Source organism: Rheinheimera sp., assembly GCF_036782235.1.
In the GTDB taxonomy this organism is placed as follows: Bacteria; Pseudomonadota; Gammaproteobacteria; order Enterobacterales; family Alteromonadaceae; genus Pararheinheimera.
This window is the reverse complement of the sequence record NZ_DAIPZL010000001.1, coordinates 133,143-151,574: the sequence shown is the minus strand read 5'-3', so window position 1 is coordinate 151,574 and position 18,432 is coordinate 133,143. Positions and strand designations below refer to the sequence as shown.

The following is an 18,432-nucleotide window of genomic DNA, read 5'->3' as shown; positions in this document are numbered from 1 at the left end:
CAGCAGACGGAGCCCAAGATGAAGTTACCTATTTATTTAGATTACGCCGCAACAACCCCGGTTGATCCTCGTGTTGCAGAAAAAATGATGCAGTACCTGACGATGGACGGCGACTTTGGTAATCCGGCCTCACGTTCACACCGATTTGGCTGGCAGGCGGAAGAAGCGGTAGAGATCGCCCGTAGCCATATTGCTGATCTGGTAAACGCCGATCCACGTGAAATTGTGTTTACTTCAGGCGCAACAGAGTCCAACAACCTGGCCATTAAAGGTGCAGCGCAGTTTTACCATAAAAAAGGTAAACATCTGATCACCTGCAAGACCGAGCATAAAGCCGTACTGGATACCATGCGTGCTTTAGAGCGTGAAGGTTATGAAGTGACCTATTTAGATGTACAACACAATGGTCTGGTTGACCTTGGCCAGTTAGAAGCCGCGATGCGCCCAGACACCACTGTGGTCAGCATTATGATGGTGAACAACGAAACCGGCGTGGTGCAGGACGTGGCCGCTATCGGTGAGTTATGCCGTGCCAAAGGCATTATTTTCCATGTGGATGCGGCCCAGGCAGCAGGTAAAGTTGCTATTGACCTGCAAACATTAAAAATTGATTTAATGTCGTTTTCTGCTCACAAAATTTATGGTCCTAAAGGCATTGGTGCTTTATATGTGCGCCGTAAACCGCGTATTCGGTTAGAAGCCCAGACGCATGGTGGCGGCCATGAACGTGGTATGCGTTCAGGCACTTTACCAACCCACCAGATCGTTGGTATGGGTGAAGCTTTCCGTATTGCCAAAGTTGAAATGGCCGCTGAAAACGAGCGTTTTGCCAAGCTGCGTCAGCGCTTGTGGGACGGTATTCAGGACATTGAACAAGTGTTTTTAAATGGCGATGCCACACACAGAGTACCCGGCATTACCAATATCAGCTTTAACTATGTCGAAGGTGAGTCGCTGATTATGGCGCTGAAAGACATTGCGGTGTCTTCTGGTTCAGCCTGTACTTCAGCCAGTTTAGAACCTTCTTATGTGCTGCGCGCTTTAGGTTTAAGCGATGAACTGGCACACAGTTCAATCCGTTTTAGCATTGGTCGTTTTACCACTGAAGAACAGATTGATCACACCATTAAAATTGTGCACGAAGCCATTGAAAAACTCCGTGCCATGTCGCCGCTGTGGGATATGTACAAAGACGGCATTGATTTAAACACAGTGGCCTGGGTGGCACACTGATCCGCAGCGACAACAGCTGCGTCCACCCGCAAGCAATTGCGGGTTATCCGGATTAATGAGGTAAAGTACCATGGCATACAGCGAAAAAGTCATAGATCACTACGAAAATCCACGTAACGTTGGCGCCTTTGCCAAAGACGACCCGACAGTGGCCACTGGTATGGTTGGCGCGCCTGCTTGTGGTGACGTGATGAAACTGCAAATCAAAGTTAACGAGCAGGGCATTATTGAAGATGCCAAGTTCAAAACCTATGGTTGTGGCAGCGCCATCGCATCCAGTTCGCTGGTGACCGAGTGGGTCAAAGGCAAAAGCCTGGACGAAGCGGCACAAATCAAAAACACTGACATAGCGCAGGAGCTGGCGTTACCGCCGGTAAAAATTCACTGCTCTATTCTGGCCGAAGATGCCATTAAAGCAGCCATTGCTGATTATAAAACCCGGCACGGGAGCTAAGTTGTTATGGCAATTTCAATGACGGCAGCAGCAGCAGAGAGGGTTCGCAGTTTTTTAGCGAACCGCGGCAAAGGTCTGGGTTTGCGGGTTGGTGTAAAAACTACCGGCTGCTCTGGTCTTGCTTATGTGCTGGAATTTGTTGACGAGCTGAATGACGACGATCAGGTGTTTGAGCAGGACGATCTGAAGTTGATTGTTGATGGCAAAAGCCTGGTCTATATCGACGGCACTCAGCTTGATTTTGTCAAAGAAGGCCTGAACGAAGGGTTTCAGTTTAATAACCCGAACGTCAACGGCGAATGTGGTTGTGGCGAAAGTTTCACAGTATAAGCTGGCGGTCTGATGAATTATTTCCAGCTGTTTCACGTGCCTGCTCAGTTTGATCTTGATTTAACTGAGCTCGGTACCCGCTATTTAGAACTGCAACGGAATTTTCATCCGGATAATTTTGCCGCTGCCTCTGAACGTGACAGGTTGTTAGCAGTGCAACAAGCCGCCAATATCAATGATGCTTATCACAGTCTGAAACAACCACTGCTCAGAGCCGAACATTTGCTGGCGCTGCGTGGGGTAAAAATCAGTCATGAACAACGCAGTTTTACCGACACCGCGTTTTTAATGCAGCAGATGGAGTTGCGGGAGCTGCTGGCTGATATTCTGCATTCAACAGACCCCTATGCACTGATAGACGAAGCTGAACAACAAATCCAGCAGCAGAAAAAGTTATTACTCAAGCAGTTAGCCAATGCACTTGATGCCAATCAGCCCGAGCAGGATCTGCTGGCGGCTGATATAATCCGCAAACTCAAATTTTTCTTTAAACTGCAGCATGAGCTGGAGTTAATCGAACAGCAACTACAAGACTAAATCCTATTATGGCTTTATTACAAATCGCTGAACCCGGCCAGAGCGCCGCACCTCATCAACATAAGCTGGCGGCAGGTATTGACCTTGGCACCACCAATTCACTGGTGGCCACAGTGCGCAGCGGTGAAGCCAAAACACTGAAAAACAGTGCCGGCGACGATATGGTGCCTTCGGTGGTGCGTTATACCGCTGACGCAGTGCAGGTGGGCAAAGCAGCGCAGCAGGCAGCAGTCAGCGACCCGCACAATACCATCAGCTCAGTGAAACGTCTGATGGGGCGTGGTTTTGCCGAAATCATGGCGCAGGATCATAAGCTGCCTTATCAGCTGGTGGATCAGCAAGGTTTAGTTGCGATAGAAACAGCTCAGGGCATTAAAAACCCGGTCGAAGTGTCGGCTGAAATTCTGGCGACGCTGGCCGATACCGCCAGTCAAACCTTAGGCGGTGAGCTGACGGGCGTGGTGATCACAGTGCCGGCTTATTTTGATGACGCTCAGCGTCAGGCCACCAAAGATGCCGCTAAGCTGGCGGGCTTAACAGTGCTGCGTTTATTAAACGAGCCTACCGCAGCGGCACTGGCTTATGGCCTGGATTCAGGTCAGGAAGGGGTGATCGCTGTTTATGATTTAGGCGGTGGCACCTTCGACATTTCCATTCTGCGCTTAAAGCGGGGTGTATTTGAAGTGCTGGCAACAGGCGGTGATTCTGCCCTGGGTGGTGACGATTTTGACCATGTGATTGTTGACTGGCTGCAACAACAAAGTGGCGAAACTGCATTGTCGCATCAGGCACTGCGTCAATATCTGCAACTGGCCCGTGAGGTTAAAGAGCAGTTAAGTTCACTGGCAAGTTATAGTTTTGTGCTGCCAACAGCCAAAGGCGAGCTGAGTTTGAGCTTAAGTCGTGAAGAACTCGACAGCCAGATTTTACCTCTGGTACGCCGCACTATCCGCGCCTGTAAACAAACTCTGCGTGATGCCGGTGTTGACACCGATGAAGTGGCACAAGTGGTGATGGTTGGTGGTTCGACCCGGGTGCCGCTGGTGCGAAGCCTGGTTGCCGAGTTTTTTCAGGCCGAACCTTTAACTTCAATTGACCCGGATAAAGTGGTGGCTATTGGCGCTGCAATTCAAGCCAATGTGCTGGTTGGCAATAAATCAGATGCCGACACTTTATTATTGGACGTGATCCCACTTTCGCTTGGTTTAGAAACCATGGGCGGTTTAGTGGAAAAAATCATTCCTCGTAACACTATCATTCCGGTGGCCCGTGCCCAGGAATTTACCACTTTTAAAGATGGTCAGACCGCAATGTCGTTGCATGTACTGCAGGGCGAGCGTGAACTGGTGGCTGATTGTCGCTCTTTGGCTAAGTTTAACCTGACCAATATACCGCCGATGGCAGCCGGTGGTGCGCATATCCGCGTCACTTTCCAGGTGGACGCCGATGGTTTATTGAGTGTCACAGCCCAGGAAAAATCCAGTGGCGTCAGCGCCAGTATTCAGGTGAAACCTTCGTACGGCTTAACCGACGATCAGGTGGCCACCATGATCCAAAGTTCGATGCAATACGCCAAACATGATATGCAGTTACGCTTGCTCCGTGAACAGCAGGTAGAAGCCAGCAGAGTCTGGGAAGCGGTCAGTGCTGCTCTGGCGGCTGACGCGCATTTGCTTGGCGCGGCTGAACTATTAGAAATTGAACAGGCCTTGTCTGAGTTAAAACAACTCAGTCAAAGCGACGATACTGCTGCTATTAAAGCCGCTATCGATAAAACCAATCATATCACCGATGATTTTGCCGCCCGTCGGATGGACAATTCAATCCGGCAGGCCCTGCAGGGTCACAAAGTAGACGAGGTGTAACGTGCCACAGATTATCTTTTTACCCCATGCCGAACTCTGTCCTGAAGGTGCCGCATTAACAGCGGAGAAAGGCGAGACGGTGCTGGATGTGGCTCTGCGTAACGGTATTGCCATTGAACATGCCTGCGAAAAATCCTGTGCCTGTACCACTTGTCATGTAATAGTTCGGGAAGGTTTTTACAGCCTGAACGAAAGTGACGAGCTGGAAGAAGATATGCTGGATAAAGCCTGGGGTTTAGAGCCTGAGTCGCGTCTGGGGTGCCAGGCCCGTATTGCTGATGATGACTTAGTGGTGGAAATTCCAAAATACACCATTAATATGGTCAGTGAAGGCCATTAATACCATTGTGGCACTAAATAATATCCTCCTGTTTTTATTCATATTTTTAAGCCAGCGTTGATGCTGGCTTTTTTCTGGCCGAAATTTGGCATTTTCTTGTAAATAATTGAAAATTCGTATAAATTCCCGCCGATTTTATTTTTATCCGTCGGGAACTAAAATTTATAGTTCTGAATTTTCTGGTTTTTTTAGCTTCGTTGTCTACGCTAGACATAGTTGTAAGCATTCTGCTTGGAGATCTGTATATGAAGAAAACTTGGGTTGCGGCATGTGTCGCAATGGCTTGTTGTGCCACAACAGCCACAGCGGAAGTGAAGATGAATGGTTTTGCTTCAATTAAAGCGGGTAAAGCCAGCAGTGGCGACACTTTATACGGCTATACCGACGAGATTGACTTTAAAAATGAAAGTTTGTTTGCGCTGCAGGTGCAGTCTGATCTGGGCGAAAAATTGTCGGTGACAGCCCAAATTATGGCGCGTGGTGCCAATGACTTTGATGCTGAATTTGAATGGGCTTTTTTAACTTATCAGCTGACGGAGGAGTGGCGGTTAAATGCCGGTCGCCTGCGTACACCTTTTTATAAATATTCAGATTTCCGTGATGTAGGTTACGCCTATGATTGGCTTCGCACACCACAAAGTGTTTACGACCTGGGTTTTGATACTATTGAAGGCGTGTCCTTGTACCACAGCACCAGTTTAAGTGACATGCAGTCTAATCTGCAGTTGGTGTTTGGCGCTTATGATGGCGAAGTTACTGTGGTCGGCACTAAAGCTCCGGCGCAAATCAACAATATCGTGGGCGCTACCTGGGAGTTGAGTCAGGAATGGTTATCCCTGCGCATGGCTTATCTGATGGGTGACGTCAGCATTAACGCCAGTTCTCTGAATCCCTTATTGCAGGCGCTGACCAATGTTGGTTTGAGAACAGTGGCACAACAGATTGATTTTAATGAAGATGACGGTAGTTTTTTTGGTGTTGGCCTGAACTATGACCGTAATGACTGGCTGATGGTGGCTGAATATACCCATGTGAAAGTTGAAGACAGTTTTTACGCCAATCAGGACTCTTATTATCTGTCTTTAGGACACAGATTTGGCGCTTTTACCCCTTATGTTTCTTATGAAAAAGACGAAGATGATGCCAAGCCTGAGATTTATGCCAACTTACCGGCTAATTTCCCGTTACGGCCAACCATCGCCACTATTGTCAACAGCCAGTGGTTTGACAATACCACCTGGAACCTGGGGCTTCGTTATGACTTTCACCCGTCGGCTGCATTAAAACTGCAGTTCAGTTCAGCCAAAGACAAATTGACCGATGATAAAAACAGCTTGATGGCTGTGGGTGTGGACCTGGTATTTTGATGAAGCGGGCTCGCACCTGCATCACATTAATCAATGAGGAGTAAGCATGAAAAAGCTCTTACTTACGACAGCGGTGGCGGCTATCTGCAGTTATCCGGTTCAGGCTGAAGTTGATATTTCTGGTTTTGCTTCTGTGATGGGAGGTAAGCTAACCAGTGGCACTGGCGTGGCGCTGTTTGGTCTTGAACCTACGTTTTTGGCCAATTATCCAACCGTTGGGGTTTATGAGGAAGACTGGACCTTTAAACCTGATTCTAAATTTGGTTTGCAGATGACCGCCGAATTAACCGAAGGTTTAACAGCAACGGCACAGCTAGTCGGGCGGGGCGCAGATGATTTTGATGCCGGTTTTGAATGGGCTTATTTGTCTTATACGTTGAACGAGCACTGGACATTGCAGGCCGGCAAAAAACGTTTGCCTTTGTATTATTATTCCGACTTTTTTGATGTCAGTTACGCCTACCTTTGGATCCGGCCACCGGCAGACAACTACACCTGGCAGATTTTTAACTATACCGGCGTCAATGCCCAGTTTAACTATCAGCTCAGTGATTGGTCTGTGTCCGGCAATATCTACACAGGTCGTGAGGACGACACCGAAAATAAACTATTGTCGGAGTTTTTTGGCTCTGAACCAGTGCGCGAGATCTGGAAAGATATTGTCGGTGGTGTGCTCAGTTTGAACCGGGATTGGTTTGATTTGCGCCTGACCTATATGACCTATCAGAACGAAAGGTACAGTGGCGGACAAAGAGTGTTTTGGGATGGCGAAGACACCCGCAGAGGCAATTTTGCTGGCCTGTCCATGAATATCGACTACAACAACTGGTTGTTATTGTCCGAAGTGAACCGACTGGCGCTGGATGGCAGTGACTTTGACACTTATTTGTTGTCAGCCGGTTATCGTATCCAACAATTTACCCCTTATGTTTCTTATGCTGATTTTGATTCTGAAGGCGAAAAACACAACACCACCAGTGTGGGCGTGCGCTGGGATTTTCATAATTCAGCAGCCTTTAAATTTCAGTTTGATGACGTGAATGATAAAGGCATTGGAAATAATCAAGTGGCAGGTGACAGCAAAGCTATCACCATGGGCGTTGATTTAGTTTTTTAGTATTGGAGAAAACCATGAACTGGTTCAAAGTGATAACGCTGACTGCGGCGCTGGCTGCCAACACTGCATTTGCCGAAGTAGCAGTAATTGTACATCCGTCAAATGCTGCTGCTCTTGATCAGGCTGAAATTACCCGTTTGTTTACCGGCCGCGGCGCCACTTTTAATAACGGCAATAAAGCCACACCACTGAATTTGTCTGAATCTGCCCCAGCCCGTGCTGATTTTGACAGCAAGGTATTGGGTAAATCGTCCAGCCAGATGAAGGCTTATTGGTCAAAACTGGTGTTCACCGGGAAAGGCACGCCACCAAAAGAGTTAAATTCTGACGCTGAGATGAAAGCGGCAGTGGCCGCTGATGCCAATGCCATTGGTTATATTGACGCTGCAACAGTGGATGCAACGGTCAAAGTTGTGGCGAAGTTTTAACCTTTTCCTGCTACTCAACCAAAAACCCGGCCAGTGCCGGGTTTTTTTATTGGGTTTTGCCGGGAGCGGCATTTTTTTAATGCACAAATAGGCATTTGATAAGCAATAGCGTATAATTCGCGGCCGCTAATTTTTAACCAGTTATTTAATCAGATATTCAGGGAGTCTTCGATGGCCTTAGAACGTACTTTTTCAATCGTAAAACCAGATGCAGTAGCTAAAAACCACATCGGTGCTATCTACCACCGTTTTGAAACTGCCGGTTTACGTATTGTTGCCGCTAAAATGTTACACCTGAGCCGCGAACAGGCTGAAGGTTTCTACGCTGAGCACAAAGAGCGTCCATTTTTCAACGCTTTAGTATCTTTCATGACTTCTGGCCCGGTAATGGTTCAGGTGTTAGAAGGTGAAGACGCTGTGCGTAAAAACCGCGAAATCATGGGTGCTACTAACCCGAAAGACGCTGCTGCCGGCACTCTGCGTGCTGACTATGCTGCCAGCATCGACGAAAACGCAGTTCACGGTTCTGATGCTGCTGCTTCAGCTGCCCGTGAAATCGCGTTTTTCTTCACTGACGCTGAGCTGTGTGCCCGCACTCGCTAAGTTAAGGTGAATTCAGCCCAGGATTGGGTTGAATAACAGAAAGGGGGCATGGCCCCCTTTCTGTCTATCTGTTGTACTGTTTTTAAAGAAGTGAACCCGGTTGTATTTTATCTGTCTCAACCTGTTGATGACACAGACAAAATCCAACCGCCAGACCCCTAAGTCAGACCAGGAGTAACCCCACATGAGCGCAGTTGAAAACAAAGTCAATCTGTTAGATTTAACCCGCGAGCAGATGAAAGAGTTTCTGGTGTCTCTGGGCGAAAAACCATTCCGCGCCGATCAGCTGATGAAATGGATTTACCATTTCTGCATTGATGATTTTGACAAAATGACCAACATCAACAAAGACTTGCGTGAGAAACTGAAACGCAGTTGTGTGATTGAGGCTCCTGTGGTGGTAACACGTCAGGACAGTGCCGACGGCACTATCAAGTTTGTGATGGGACTCAAAGGCGGTCAGGAAGTGGAAACTGTCTGGATCCCGGAAAAAGATCGCCGTACTTTGTGTGTGTCATCTCAGGTCGGTTGTGCGCTGGACTGTTCGTTTTGCTCTACAGCACAACAAGGTTTTAACCGTAACCTGAGTGTGTCGGAAATTATTGGTCAGGTGTGGCGTGTCAGCCAAATCATTGGTTCTTACGGTGATACCGACGTTAAACCTGTCACCAATGTGGTGATGATGGGGATGGGCGAGCCATTGCTGAACCTGAACAACGTGGTGCCGGCGATGGAGTTGATGCTGGAAGATTACGGTTTTGGCTTGTCTAAACGCCGTGTCACCTTAAGCACCTCTGGTGTGGTGCCGGCTTTAGACTTATTAAAAGATAAAATTGATGTGGCTTTGGCCATTTCACTGCATGCACCCAATAACGAGTTGCGTGACCAGCTGGTGCCAGTCAACAAAAAATATCCGATGGAAGAATTTCTGGCATCGGCAAAACGATATGTGCAAGATTCGAGAGCCAATGATAAAGTGACTGTCGAATATGTGATGCTTGAGGGCATCAATGACAGTATGGAACAGGCGCACGAGCTGGCAAAAGCGTTAAAAGACACGCCGTCAAAAATTAACCTGATTCCATTTAACCCTTATCCGGGATCGCCTTATAAAAGATCAAGCAATTCACGCATTGACCGTTTTAATAAAGTGCTGCAGGAACACGGTTTTACTGTGATGGTCCGCAAAACAAGAGGCGACGACATAGATGCTGCTTGTGGTCAGCTGGTGGGTGATGTGATTGACCGCACTAAACGTCTGGCGAAAAAACAGATGAAAGGTGAGGCGATTTCCGTAAAAATAGTGTGATAACTACAAGGATTAGTGCACCAAGATGCGAAAAATTTCGGTTGCTGGTTGTGTTTTCCTGCTGCTGTTAAGCGGCTGTGTGTCTGAATCTACCATTGTGGGCAATGACAGGCCGGGACAACCTCGTACGGACATGAAGGAAGCCGCCCGCACCCGGATGTCGCTTGGTTTAAACTATTTGCAGCGTGGTGATAATACTCAGGCGAAATATAATCTGGAAAAAGCCAAACAGCTGGCACCGGATCTGGCCGAAATTGACAACGCGCTGGCCTACTATTACGAGCAGGTAGGCGAGCTGAAACAAGCCGAAGATTCCTACCGCAGTGCCTTACGCAAAGACAGTAATAACGCCGACACCTATAACAACTTTGGTGCTTTTTTATGTCAGCACCAAAAATACCAGCAAGCTGAAGAATTATTATTAGCCGCCATTAAAAGACCGGGTTATATCCGGGTAGCCGACAGTTATGAAAACCTGGCTTTGTGTGCGCTGGAGCAAAAAAACTATATTCAGTATCACCAGTATCTGAAGCAGTCGTTGCAACACAACAGTAACCGCAGCTCTGCTTTGTACAATATGGCGGTGATGGAATATGCCATGGGTAATCTGGCGGAAGCAAAAAGATGGCAAGGTCGTTTACATCAGCTGGGACAGGTATCACCGGAAGCCACTTTATTACGTTATATAGTGGCTTATTACAGCGGTGATGTGACTGAACAACAAACGGCGGAAAAATTCCTGTTGTCTGTCTACCCCAGTAGCAGCGAAGCCGCTATGTTGCTGGCCAGTGATTTTAGCCAGAGCAAACCGGAGCAAATGCGTAAGGCTTATAAAAGTTCATTGATGCAGGATGCTGAAGCTTCTGCAAAAGTGTCCAGCAGCGACAAACCTAAAATGAAAATTGTCAAACGGAAGTCTGCAGCTGCCGCCCAAACTGTTGCTGTACCCGCAGTAGCTGAAGCGTTACCTGACACTCAGTTGCCTGCTGAAACACCGCCCACCGAAGTATTGGCCAGCACGGACACTGCCGCTGTAGCAGGAAATCCTGAACCTGCCGCATCTGAACCAGTCACAGGGGCAGATCAGCTCGCTGCGGATAGCAGCATTATTCCATCAAAGAGCGGCAACTCAGATGCTGAAGAGTTGGCGGCACTGGCTGCTCCCGAGCCTATGCCTGCAGAAACGATGACAGCTCAGGTTCCTGCGGTTGTATCGGCAGAACCAAATGCTGCAGTAAACACAGAAAGTACGGTGTTAATTGTTCCGCAACAGCAGCAAGCCGCGCAGCTTGTACAAGCTGTACCAGATCAGAACATATCTTCAGCAGCCACGGCAGAAACTGCGCCACGGACCCACAAAGTTGCTGCCGGTGAAACCCTGTACAGTATCGCCAGCAGATATCGTTTATCGGTGTCTGAGTTGCAGGCGATGAATAATCTGAATAATGCAGCGCTGATTAAAACAGGGCAGGTGTTGAAGTTAACCGCAACTACAGGGGAAACTTCTGCAGCAACAAGGCCTGCGATGGAAAAAGCGAGTGAGGATATCCCTGCCACCTATCAGGTGAAAGACGGTGAGTCGATGTTCAGCATCTCTTATAAATACAACATCAAACTTGATACCTTATTAAAATGGAACAACATGACGGTGGACCAGCCACTGTCGATTGGTCAAACGATTTATCTTCGGGATCCTGCCACTTCGTCATTATGAGTACTCAAGCGCAATCACAACAGGGCGGAGTTGGCGCCCTACTAAAACAAAGCCGCGAACAGCGCGGCCTGACCACAGCTGAAGTTGCCAGTCAATTGCGGCTGAAAGTCAGCCAGATTGAACAGATCGAAGCAGAACAGTGGGATCCTGCAGTCTCAGCCACTTTCATCCGGGGTTATCTGCGGGCTTATGCCAGATTAATGAAATTGCCGGAAAAAGAAATTCTGGCCAACTTTGAATTACAGGCGGCTTATTTACGCAACCAGGCCAAACCAATGCACAGCTTTTCCAATAAAGCCAGTCTGGATGCTGTGGATAACAGATTTATGCTTGCCAGTTATTTGCTGGTGGTACTATTGATAGGGTTGTTTCTGGTCTGGTTCTGGCAAACCCATCTGCTCGATTCCAAACCTGTGACCGTTTTGCCTGAACTGACACCTGCTGAATTGGCAAGCACTATAGCTGCAACGCCAGCTGAACCTGATGCCAATGTTGCACAGGCCGATTTGAACTCAACACAAAATACTTCTGTGCCTGCAACTGCAGCGCAAAATACCGCTACTCCTGCAGATGCTGTCAGCGATACTGAGACACAGCAAGTCACTGATGCTGGCACTGACACCGGCACTGCAGCAACAGCTGCCAATACATCACCGCAGATCGGTGCGACGCCAACGCAAAATCAGCCGGAGCTTGTCGCAAGTTCGCCAGCTCAGCCTGCACAAAACGAGGTTGTTGCAACTGAAACCCCAGCAGCCAATGCAGCACAGAACCACAGTGCAGCAGGTGCAGGCTCTGCCCGCTTAAACCTGCAGTTTAGCGCCGAATGTTGGCTGGAAGTGACAGATGCCACCGGCAAAAGACTGGCTTATGGCACCCGTCAGGCCGGTCAAAATGACGTTTTAACCGGTACTGCGCCTTTTAAAGTACTGCTTGGCAATGCGGCAGCAGCCAAAGTGCAATTCAATGATGTCGCTGTTGATTTGTCTGGTTATGCCGCCGGACGGGTCGCACGTTTAACCTTAGGTGGACAGCCTTAATATGTTTGCAGAAAGTCCTATTATCCGCCGCAAATCAAAACAAATCCGTGTTGGCAATGTGCTGATCGGCGGTGACGCACCTATTGCAGTGCAGTCGATGACCAACACCAGAACCACAGATGTAGACGCTACTGTGGCACAAATTCAGGCCATTGCCAAAGCGGGTGCTGATTTAGTACGGGTGTCTGTGCCCACTATGGAAGCGGCTGAAGCTTTTAAACTGATTAAACAGCAGTCGCCTATTCCGCTGGTGGCTGATATTCACTTTGACTACCGTATTGCGCTCAAGGTGGCGGAGTATGGGGTGGACTGCCTGCGAATTAACCCTGGCAATATCGGCCGGGAAGACCGCATCCGGGCTGTGGTGGAGTCGGCGCGCGACCACAATATTCCAATCCGTATTGGCGTCAATGGTGGTTCACTGGAAGCGGATATTCAGGAAAAATATGGCGAGCCAACACCTGAAGCGCTGGTGGAATCGGCCATGCGCCATGTCGAGATTTTAGACCGGCTGAATTTTGATAATTTTAAAGTCAGTGTCAAAGCGTCCGATGTGTTTTTAGCTGTGGGGGCGTATCGACTGCTGGCCAAACAGATTGAACAGCCGTTGCATCTGGGGATTACCGAAGCCGGTGGCGCCCGTGCCGGTGCTGTTAAATCGGCCATCGGCTTAGGTATGTTATTGGCCGAAGGTATTGGCGATACTTTACGGATTTCTCTGGCAGCAGATCCGGTTGAAGAAGTAAAAGTGGCTTTTGATATTTTAAAGTCACTGCGCATCCGCTCCCGCGGCATTAATTTTATTGCTTGCCCCAGTTGTTCACGGCAGGAATTTGACGTGATTAAAACCATGAATGAGCTGGAGCAACGGCTCGAAGATGTGGTCGACCCTTTAACTGTCTCTGTGATAGGGTGCGTGGTCAACGGCCCGGGTGAAGCGCTGATTTCCGATTTAGGCGTGGCCGGTGCCAACCGCAAAAGTGGTTTTTACCTTAAAGGTGAAAGGCAAAAATTACGCATCGACAATGACAGCGTGGCCGAGCAGCTGGAACAACAGATCCGTGCTTATCTGGCGCAGCAAAAACAGCTGATTGATATCAAAGCTGTGGATTAACAAGTTTCCGAATTTGAATTGAAGGCAGCCTGCATCTGCGGGCCGGCCATTTATAGTCAGGATTAAAAGTGTCTAAAGATATCCAAGCAATTCGTGGCATGAATGATTGTCTGCCGCAGGATACGCCGGTGTGGCAGTATCTGGAACAAATGATTAGAAGTACCGTCAGCAGCTACGGTTATGACGAAATCCGTTTTCCTATTGTGGAAATGACCGAACTTTTTAAACGTTCTATCGGTGAAGTGACTGATATCGTTGAAAAAGAAATGTACACCTTCGAAGACCGCAATGGCGACAGCCTGACCCTGCGCCCTGAAGGTACCGCCTGTTGTGTGCGCGCCGGTAATCAGCATGGTCTGCTGTACAATCAGGAACAGCGTTTGTGGTACATGGGGCCGATGTTCCGCCATGAAAGGCCACAAAAAGGCCGTTATCGTCAGTTCCATCAGTTTGGTCTGGAAGCTTTTGGTATGCAGGGCCCGGATATTGACGCTGAAGTGATTATTTTAACGGCCCGGTTATGGCAGCAGTTGGGGCTGGCGCCTTATGTCAAGCTGGAGCTGAACTCACTGGGCTCTAATGCTGCCCGTGCCGCTTACCGCGACAAGCTGGTGGCTTATCTGGAACAGCATCAGGAACTGCTGGATGAAGACAGCCAGCGCCGCTTGCACAGCAATCCACTGCGGGTACTGGACAGCAAAAATCCGGCTATGGCCGAGATGTTGTCAAAAGCGCCGCAGTTGCTGGATCATCTGGATGAAGAATCTGCTTCTCACCTCGAAGGTTTAAAACAGCGTTTGACCGCGGCTGGCATTAGCTTTGAGATCAACCCGCGTCTGGTGCGCGGGCTGGATTATTACAACAGAACCGTATTTGAGTGGGTCACCACCAACCTGGGTTCACAAGGCACAGTCTGCGCCGGCGGTCGTTATGATGGTCTGGTGGAACAACTTGGCGGAAAAGCCACACCGGCCGTTGGTTTTGCCATGGGCATGGAACGGCTGGTGTTATTGCTGCAAAGTCTGGACTTAGTGCCGGCGGTCAGTAACAATGCAGACCTTTATTTAATGCCACTGGGTGAAGCGGCGGAACTTGCCGCAGTTTCGGTTGCCGAACAGCTTCGCAACGCCTTACCGGGTAAGCGCATTGTGATGCACTGCGGTGGCGGTAACCTGAAAAAACAATTAAAACGGGCTGATAAGTCTGGCGCAGCTGTAGGTTTATTATTGGGTGACGACGAACTGGCCAGCGGTCAGGTGACCTTAAAATGGCTCAGAGCTGACAAACCACAACAAACAGTCGCAATAACTGAGCTGGCCACAGTGCTCAATGCAGTCGTAACGGAGTGATGGATGGAAATTTACAACACCGAAGAACAACAGGTTGAAGCGATTAAACGTTTCTGGAAAAACAACGGTACTTCAATTCTGGCGGGTATCGCTATTGGTTTGGCCGGCCTTTATGGTTTTCGCTATTACCAGGCGCAACAACTGGGCGCTCTGGAGGCTCAATCTGGTCAGTATGCTGCGTTAATTGAGCAGGCCAGTGCTGAAGGTGCTGATAAAGCTACCTGGCTGGTTGAAACGCAAAAGTTTATTGATGCCAACAAAGGCAGCAGCTACAGCGTGCTTGCAGCCTTGCTTGCAGCAAAAGAAGCGGCCTTTTTGAAGGATTATGCCGCAGCTGAAAAACAACTGGCTTTTGTGATTGCCACCAGTAAAGCGCCTGAAGTGATTGCACTGGCAACTTTGCGTCAGGCCCGTTTGCAGCTGGAGCAAGCTAATTATGAAGCGGCGTTAAAAACACTGGAGACCACAGTACCTGCAAGTTTTGTTGCTCAGCAGCAAGAGCTTAAAGGCGATGTGTTATTAAGAGCCGGAGACGAAAGCAAAGCCAAAGCCGCATATCAGGCGGCGTTAACGGCGTCTGAAGCGGGTAAAAATCCGCTGTTACAAGTTAAATTAAACGAGCTGGCCCACGTCGCCGGTTAAGAGGTTGCTGTGAAGTTATCGGTAAAAACCTGGGCCCCGCTGATGCTGGTGCTGGCGTTAACAGCTTGTTCGTCGAATGATGAAGAAGAGCTGGTACTGCCGGAGATCAGCAACAAGGTCGAGCCAAACGAAGTGTGGAGCAGTTCGGTCGGCAATGGCATTGCGCATTACGACTCCAGACTTAAACCCGCCATTTTTGATAACAAAGTCTTTGCTGCAAGCCGTGATGGCAAGGTATCTGCTTTTGACCTAGCATCCGGCGACAACCTTTGGTCTGTTGATTTACGCGATGGTGATGATGCGCCTTTGTTTGGTGGCATCAGCCACTGGTGGAATAACCGTTCTGCCAAAATTGGCGGCGGCGTTTCAGTAGGGTTCGACAAAGTTTTTGTGGGCACCGAAGACGGCCAGGTGATTGCTCTGAACCCACAAAACGGCGAAAAACTCTGGTCGGTCAATGTTAAAGGTGAAGTGTTGGCAGCCCCTGTTGCCGCTGAAGGTTTAGTGCTGGTCAATACCGGTGGTGGCCGTATTTTTGCGCTGCAACCAGACACAGGCGAGCAGCGCTGGATGCACGAAACCGAAAACGCTATTTTAACTTTGCGTGGCATCAGTCAGGTGTCGGCGCAAAGTGGCGGTGTGATTTATGGTACCGGCAATGGCAAAGTGGGCGCTTTAATCGCTGATAAAGGGGTTCCTGCCTGGGAAGAAGCCATTACTGTCGCCAAAGGTGCTACTGATTTAGCCCGGATCATCGACGTAGACGCGACACCTATAGTGGACAATGGTACAATTTACGCCATTGCCTACAACGGCCAGCTGGTCGCGATGGAATTACGCAGTGGCCGTGTAATGTGGAAACGTGAATATGCCAGTTTCCGCGATATGGTGTTAGAGAATAACGTTCTTTATCTGGTTGATTCTGTTGGTAAGTTGTACGCCGTTGATGCCCGTACCGGTCTGGAAACCTGGGCTCAGCTGACATTGCATAAACATTTTGTCACAGCGCCTGCAGTGTACAAAAAGTATGTAGTAGTGGGTGATAACGAAGGCAATCTGCATTGGTTTGACAAAACCAGCGGTGAATATCTGGCGCGGCATGAGTTTGACAGTTCAGGCTTTTATGCTGAAGCTGTTACCACCAGCGAGCATTTATTATTGCAAAGCCGTAACGGTGAAATCACCTTACTGAACGTGCCTGAATAAACGCAAAAAGTACATTTGCAGAAACAGGCCTGCTTGCAGGCCTGTTTTTTTGTTGTAAAAGACCGTCATTTTTTACTGATAGCAGCGTTGAAGCTGTATCAGGCAGCATGCTGCTGCACTTTACCCCTGAGGGTAAAAATCCAGCTACCTGAAACAGGTAGCCCTTAGTATTGAGGAATTTACATGTTACCGGTAGTCGCCCTGGTTGGCCGTCCTAATGTCGGCAAATCTACATTATTTAACCGTCTCACCCGCACCCGCGATGCTTTAGTGGCGGATTTTCCGGGGTTGACGCGGGATCGTAAATACGGCTCAGTCGATTACGAAGGCCTGGAGTTTATTGTGGTGGATACCGGTGGTATCGACGGCAGTGAAGAAGGTATTGAACTGGAAATGGCCGAGCAGTCGCTGCGCGCCATTGACGAAGCCGACGTGGTTCTTTTTATGGTGGACGCCCGTGCCGGTGCCACAGTGGCTGACATCGCCATTGCCAACCATATTCGCCGTATTAATAAAACTGTGTTTTTAGTGGCCAACAAAACCGATGGTCTGGATGCCGACAGCGCTATTGCCGACTTCTACAGCTTAGGTATTGGTGAAGTGTATCCTATTGCTGCTGCCCATGGTCGGGGTGTCACCAACCTGCTGCAACAGGCGCTGGTGCCGTTATTAACTGAACAACAGGCGGCCCGTTTAGCGGCTTATGAAGCAGGGGAAGAACCTGTTGTTGACGAAGATGCTGAAAAAGCCGAGAGGGATCAGCATATTAAACTGGCTATTGTCGGCCGGCCTAATGTGGGTAAGTCCACCTTAACCAATCGTATTCTGGGTGAAGAGCGGGTGATTGTGTTTGATATGCCAGGCACCACCCGGGACGCCATTTATATTCCTATGGAAAGAGGCGATCGCAAGTACACCCTGATTGACACCGCTGGTGTGCGTCGTCGTGGCAAAATTGACGACATGGTGGAAAAGTTTTCGGTGGTCAAAACACTTCAGGCTATTGAAGATGCCAACGTGGTGATTTTAGTGCTGGACGCCCGCCAGGGTATTTCAGATCAGGACTTAAGTATTTTAGGTTTTGTACTCAATGCCGGCCGTTCTCTGGTGATCGCCGTCAATAAATGGGATGGCCTGGACGATGGCATTAAAGATGAAGTGAAACGTGAACTGGATCGTCGTTTAGGTTTTATCGATTTTGCCCGTTTGCATTTTATCTCAGCACTGCACGGCTCAGGTGTTGGTAACTTATTTGAATCTGTGGAAGAAGCTTTTGATTCTGCCACCCGCCGGGTCAGCACAGCGCTCCTGACCAAAATTATGATGATGGCGCAGGAAGATCACCAGCCGCCATTGGTGAAAGGCCGCCGGGTCAAGCTGAAATACGCTCACGCCGGTGGTTACAACCCACCACTGATTGTTATTCACGGTAACCAGGTGGAAGATTTACCGGATTCGTACAAACGTTATCTGATGAATTATTTCCGAAAATCGCTGCAAATGATGGGTACACCGGTGCGGGTGGAGTTCCGTGGTGGTGACAACCCATTTGCGGAGCGTCGCAACACCTTAACACCAAATCAGCAATATAAACGTGAGCGTATTTTAAAAGCGCGGGCGAATCTGGCGAATAAAAAGAAACCAGGCCAGTCAGGCTGATAATGGCCGCTGTTCTGATAAAAAACCGCCTGTTGGCGGTTTTTTGTTGTGAATTGATGCCCGGTATTTATGATGACAAGTCTGCAACTGCAGCCCAAACATGATAAAACGGCTTTTGCCGGAGC

18 protein-coding genes are annotated in these 18,432 nt (G+C 48.9%); all 18 read left to right on the top strand.

The window, feature by feature from the left end; all coding sequences use genetic code 11:
- The first annotated feature begins 18 nt into the window (after positions 1–18).
- Positions 19–1,233, top strand: coding sequence for an IscS subfamily cysteine desulfurase (locus tag V7P87_RS00640; RefSeq protein ID WP_296300252.1), 1,215 nt, complete (start codon positions 19–21; stop codon positions 1,231–1,233).
- A 70-nt stretch (positions 1,234–1,303) separates the two neighbouring features.
- On the top strand, positions 1,304–1,687 hold the full coding sequence (iscU, locus tag V7P87_RS00635) for a Fe-S cluster assembly scaffold IscU (RefSeq protein ID WP_260655629.1): 384 nt from the start codon (positions 1,304–1,306) through the stop codon (positions 1,685–1,687).
- A 6-nt stretch (positions 1,688–1,693) separates the two neighbouring features.
- Positions 1,694–2,017: an iron-sulfur cluster assembly protein IscA gene (iscA, locus tag V7P87_RS00630; protein ID WP_260655630.1), complete on the top strand. Its 324-nt coding sequence runs from the start codon at positions 1,694–1,696 to the stop codon at positions 2,015–2,017.
- A 12-nt stretch (positions 2,018–2,029) separates the two neighbouring features.
- Positions 2,030–2,554: a co-chaperone HscB gene (hscB, locus tag V7P87_RS00625; RefSeq protein ID WP_333795701.1), complete on the top strand. Its 525-nt coding sequence runs from the start codon at positions 2,030–2,032 to the stop codon at positions 2,552–2,554.
- An 8-nt stretch (positions 2,555–2,562) separates the two neighbouring features.
- The gene (gene hscA, locus V7P87_RS00620) at positions 2,563–4,419 is read left to right on the top strand and encodes a Fe-S protein assembly chaperone HscA (RefSeq protein ID WP_333795700.1); all 1,857 of its coding nucleotides are present in this window, start codon (positions 2,563–2,565) and stop codon (positions 4,417–4,419) included.
- A gap of 1 nt (position 4,420) precedes the next feature.
- Complete coding sequence (gene fdx / locus V7P87_RS00615) at positions 4,421–4,759, top strand: ISC system 2Fe-2S type ferredoxin (RefSeq protein ID WP_306523888.1); 339 nt, start codon at positions 4,421–4,423, stop codon at positions 4,757–4,759.
- A 245-nt stretch (positions 4,760–5,004) separates the two neighbouring features.
- On the top strand, positions 5,005–6,126 hold the full coding sequence (locus tag V7P87_RS00610) for a porin (RefSeq protein ID WP_333795699.1): 1,122 nt from the start codon (positions 5,005–5,007) through the stop codon (positions 6,124–6,126).
- 46 nt (positions 6,127–6,172) lie between these two features.
- Positions 6,173–7,243, top strand: coding sequence for a porin (locus V7P87_RS00605; protein WP_333795698.1), 1,071 nt, complete (start codon positions 6,173–6,175; stop codon positions 7,241–7,243).
- A 14-nt stretch (positions 7,244–7,257) separates the two neighbouring features.
- A complete protein-coding gene (locus tag V7P87_RS00600; protein WP_333795697.1) occupies positions 7,258–7,671 on the top strand; it encodes a phosphate ABC transporter substrate-binding protein in 414 nt (137 codons plus the stop codon).
- Between the two features lie 171 nt (positions 7,672–7,842).
- A complete protein-coding gene (gene ndk, locus V7P87_RS00595) occupies positions 7,843–8,274 on the top strand; it encodes a nucleoside-diphosphate kinase (protein ID WP_296300264.1) in 432 nt (143 codons plus the stop codon).
- Positions 8,275–8,458: 184 nt separating this feature from the next.
- On the top strand, positions 8,459–9,583 hold the full coding sequence (locus V7P87_RS00590; protein ID WP_260655638.1) for a bifunctional tRNA (adenosine(37)-C2)-methyltransferase TrmG/ribosomal RNA large subunit methyltransferase RlmN: 1,125 nt from the start codon (positions 8,459–8,461) through the stop codon (positions 9,581–9,583).
- 25 nt (positions 9,584–9,608) lie between these two features.
- The gene (gene pilW / locus V7P87_RS00585) at positions 9,609–11,297 is read left to right on the top strand and encodes a type IV pilus biogenesis/stability protein PilW (protein ID WP_333795696.1); all 1,689 of its coding nucleotides are present in this window, start codon (positions 9,609–9,611) and stop codon (positions 11,295–11,297) included.
- Positions 11,294–12,337 (top strand): cytoskeleton protein RodZ, encoded by a 1,044-nt coding sequence (gene rodZ / locus V7P87_RS00580; protein WP_333795695.1) that lies wholly within the window; start codon positions 11,294–11,296, stop codon positions 12,335–12,337. Before pilW ends, rodZ begins: the two co-directional genes overlap by 4 nt.
- A gap of 1 nt (position 12,338) precedes the next feature.
- The gene (gene ispG / locus V7P87_RS00575) at positions 12,339–13,451 is read left to right on the top strand and encodes a flavodoxin-dependent (E)-4-hydroxy-3-methylbut-2-enyl-diphosphate synthase (protein WP_333795694.1); all 1,113 of its coding nucleotides are present in this window, start codon (positions 12,339–12,341) and stop codon (positions 13,449–13,451) included.
- A gap of 68 nt (positions 13,452–13,519) precedes the next feature.
- Positions 13,520–14,800 (top strand): histidine--tRNA ligase, encoded by a 1,281-nt coding sequence (gene hisS / locus V7P87_RS00570; protein WP_333795693.1) that lies wholly within the window; start codon positions 13,520–13,522, stop codon positions 14,798–14,800.
- 3 nt (positions 14,801–14,803) lie between these two features.
- On the top strand, positions 14,804–15,442 hold the full coding sequence (locus tag V7P87_RS00565; RefSeq protein ID WP_333795692.1) for a YfgM family protein: 639 nt from the start codon (positions 14,804–14,806) through the stop codon (positions 15,440–15,442).
- 9 nt (positions 15,443–15,451) lie between these two features.
- A complete protein-coding gene (bamB, locus tag V7P87_RS00560; protein ID WP_333795691.1) occupies positions 15,452–16,648 on the top strand; it encodes an outer membrane protein assembly factor BamB in 1,197 nt (398 codons plus the stop codon).
- Positions 16,649–16,831: 183 nt separating this feature from the next.
- Positions 16,832–18,307 (top strand): ribosome biogenesis GTPase Der, encoded by a 1,476-nt coding sequence (der, locus tag V7P87_RS00555; protein ID WP_333795690.1) that lies wholly within the window; start codon positions 16,832–16,834, stop codon positions 18,305–18,307.
- Positions 18,308–18,432 lie beyond the last annotated feature (125 nt).

Bases quoted from the DNA above. Each gene is read 5' to 3' on its own strand.
- V7P87_RS00640 (WP_296300252.1), top strand. From the start codon at position 19: ATGAAGTTACCTATTTATTTAGATTACGCCGCAACAACCCCGGTTGAT.
- iscU (WP_260655629.1), top strand. From the start codon at position 1,304: ATGGCATACAGCGAAAAAGTCATAGATCACTACGAAAATCCACGTAAC.
- iscA (WP_260655630.1), top strand. From the start codon at position 1,694: ATGGCAATTTCAATGACGGCAGCAGCAGCAGAGAGGGTTCGCAGTTTT.
- hscB (WP_333795701.1), top strand. From the start codon at position 2,030: ATGAATTATTTCCAGCTGTTTCACGTGCCTGCTCAGTTTGATCTTGAT.
- hscA (WP_333795700.1), top strand. From the start codon at position 2,563: ATGGCTTTATTACAAATCGCTGAACCCGGCCAGAGCGCCGCACCTCAT.
- V7P87_RS00610 (WP_333795699.1), top strand. From the start codon at position 5,005: ATGAAGAAAACTTGGGTTGCGGCATGTGTCGCAATGGCTTGTTGTGCC.
- V7P87_RS00605 (WP_333795698.1), top strand. From the start codon at position 6,173: ATGAAAAAGCTCTTACTTACGACAGCGGTGGCGGCTATCTGCAGTTAT.
- V7P87_RS00600 (WP_333795697.1), top strand. From the start codon at position 7,258: ATGAACTGGTTCAAAGTGATAACGCTGACTGCGGCGCTGGCTGCCAAC.
- ndk (WP_296300264.1), top strand. From the start codon at position 7,843: ATGGCCTTAGAACGTACTTTTTCAATCGTAAAACCAGATGCAGTAGCT.
- V7P87_RS00590 (WP_260655638.1), top strand. From the start codon at position 8,459: ATGAGCGCAGTTGAAAACAAAGTCAATCTGTTAGATTTAACCCGCGAG.
- pilW (WP_333795696.1), top strand. From the start codon at position 9,609: ATGCGAAAAATTTCGGTTGCTGGTTGTGTTTTCCTGCTGCTGTTAAGC.
- rodZ (WP_333795695.1), top strand. From the start codon at position 11,294: ATGAGTACTCAAGCGCAATCACAACAGGGCGGAGTTGGCGCCCTACTA.
- ispG (WP_333795694.1), top strand. From the start codon at position 12,339: ATGTTTGCAGAAAGTCCTATTATCCGCCGCAAATCAAAACAAATCCGT.
- V7P87_RS00565 (WP_333795692.1), top strand. From the start codon at position 14,804: ATGGAAATTTACAACACCGAAGAACAACAGGTTGAAGCGATTAAACGT.
- der (WP_333795690.1), top strand. From the start codon at position 16,832: ATGTTACCGGTAGTCGCCCTGGTTGGCCGTCCTAATGTCGGCAAATCT.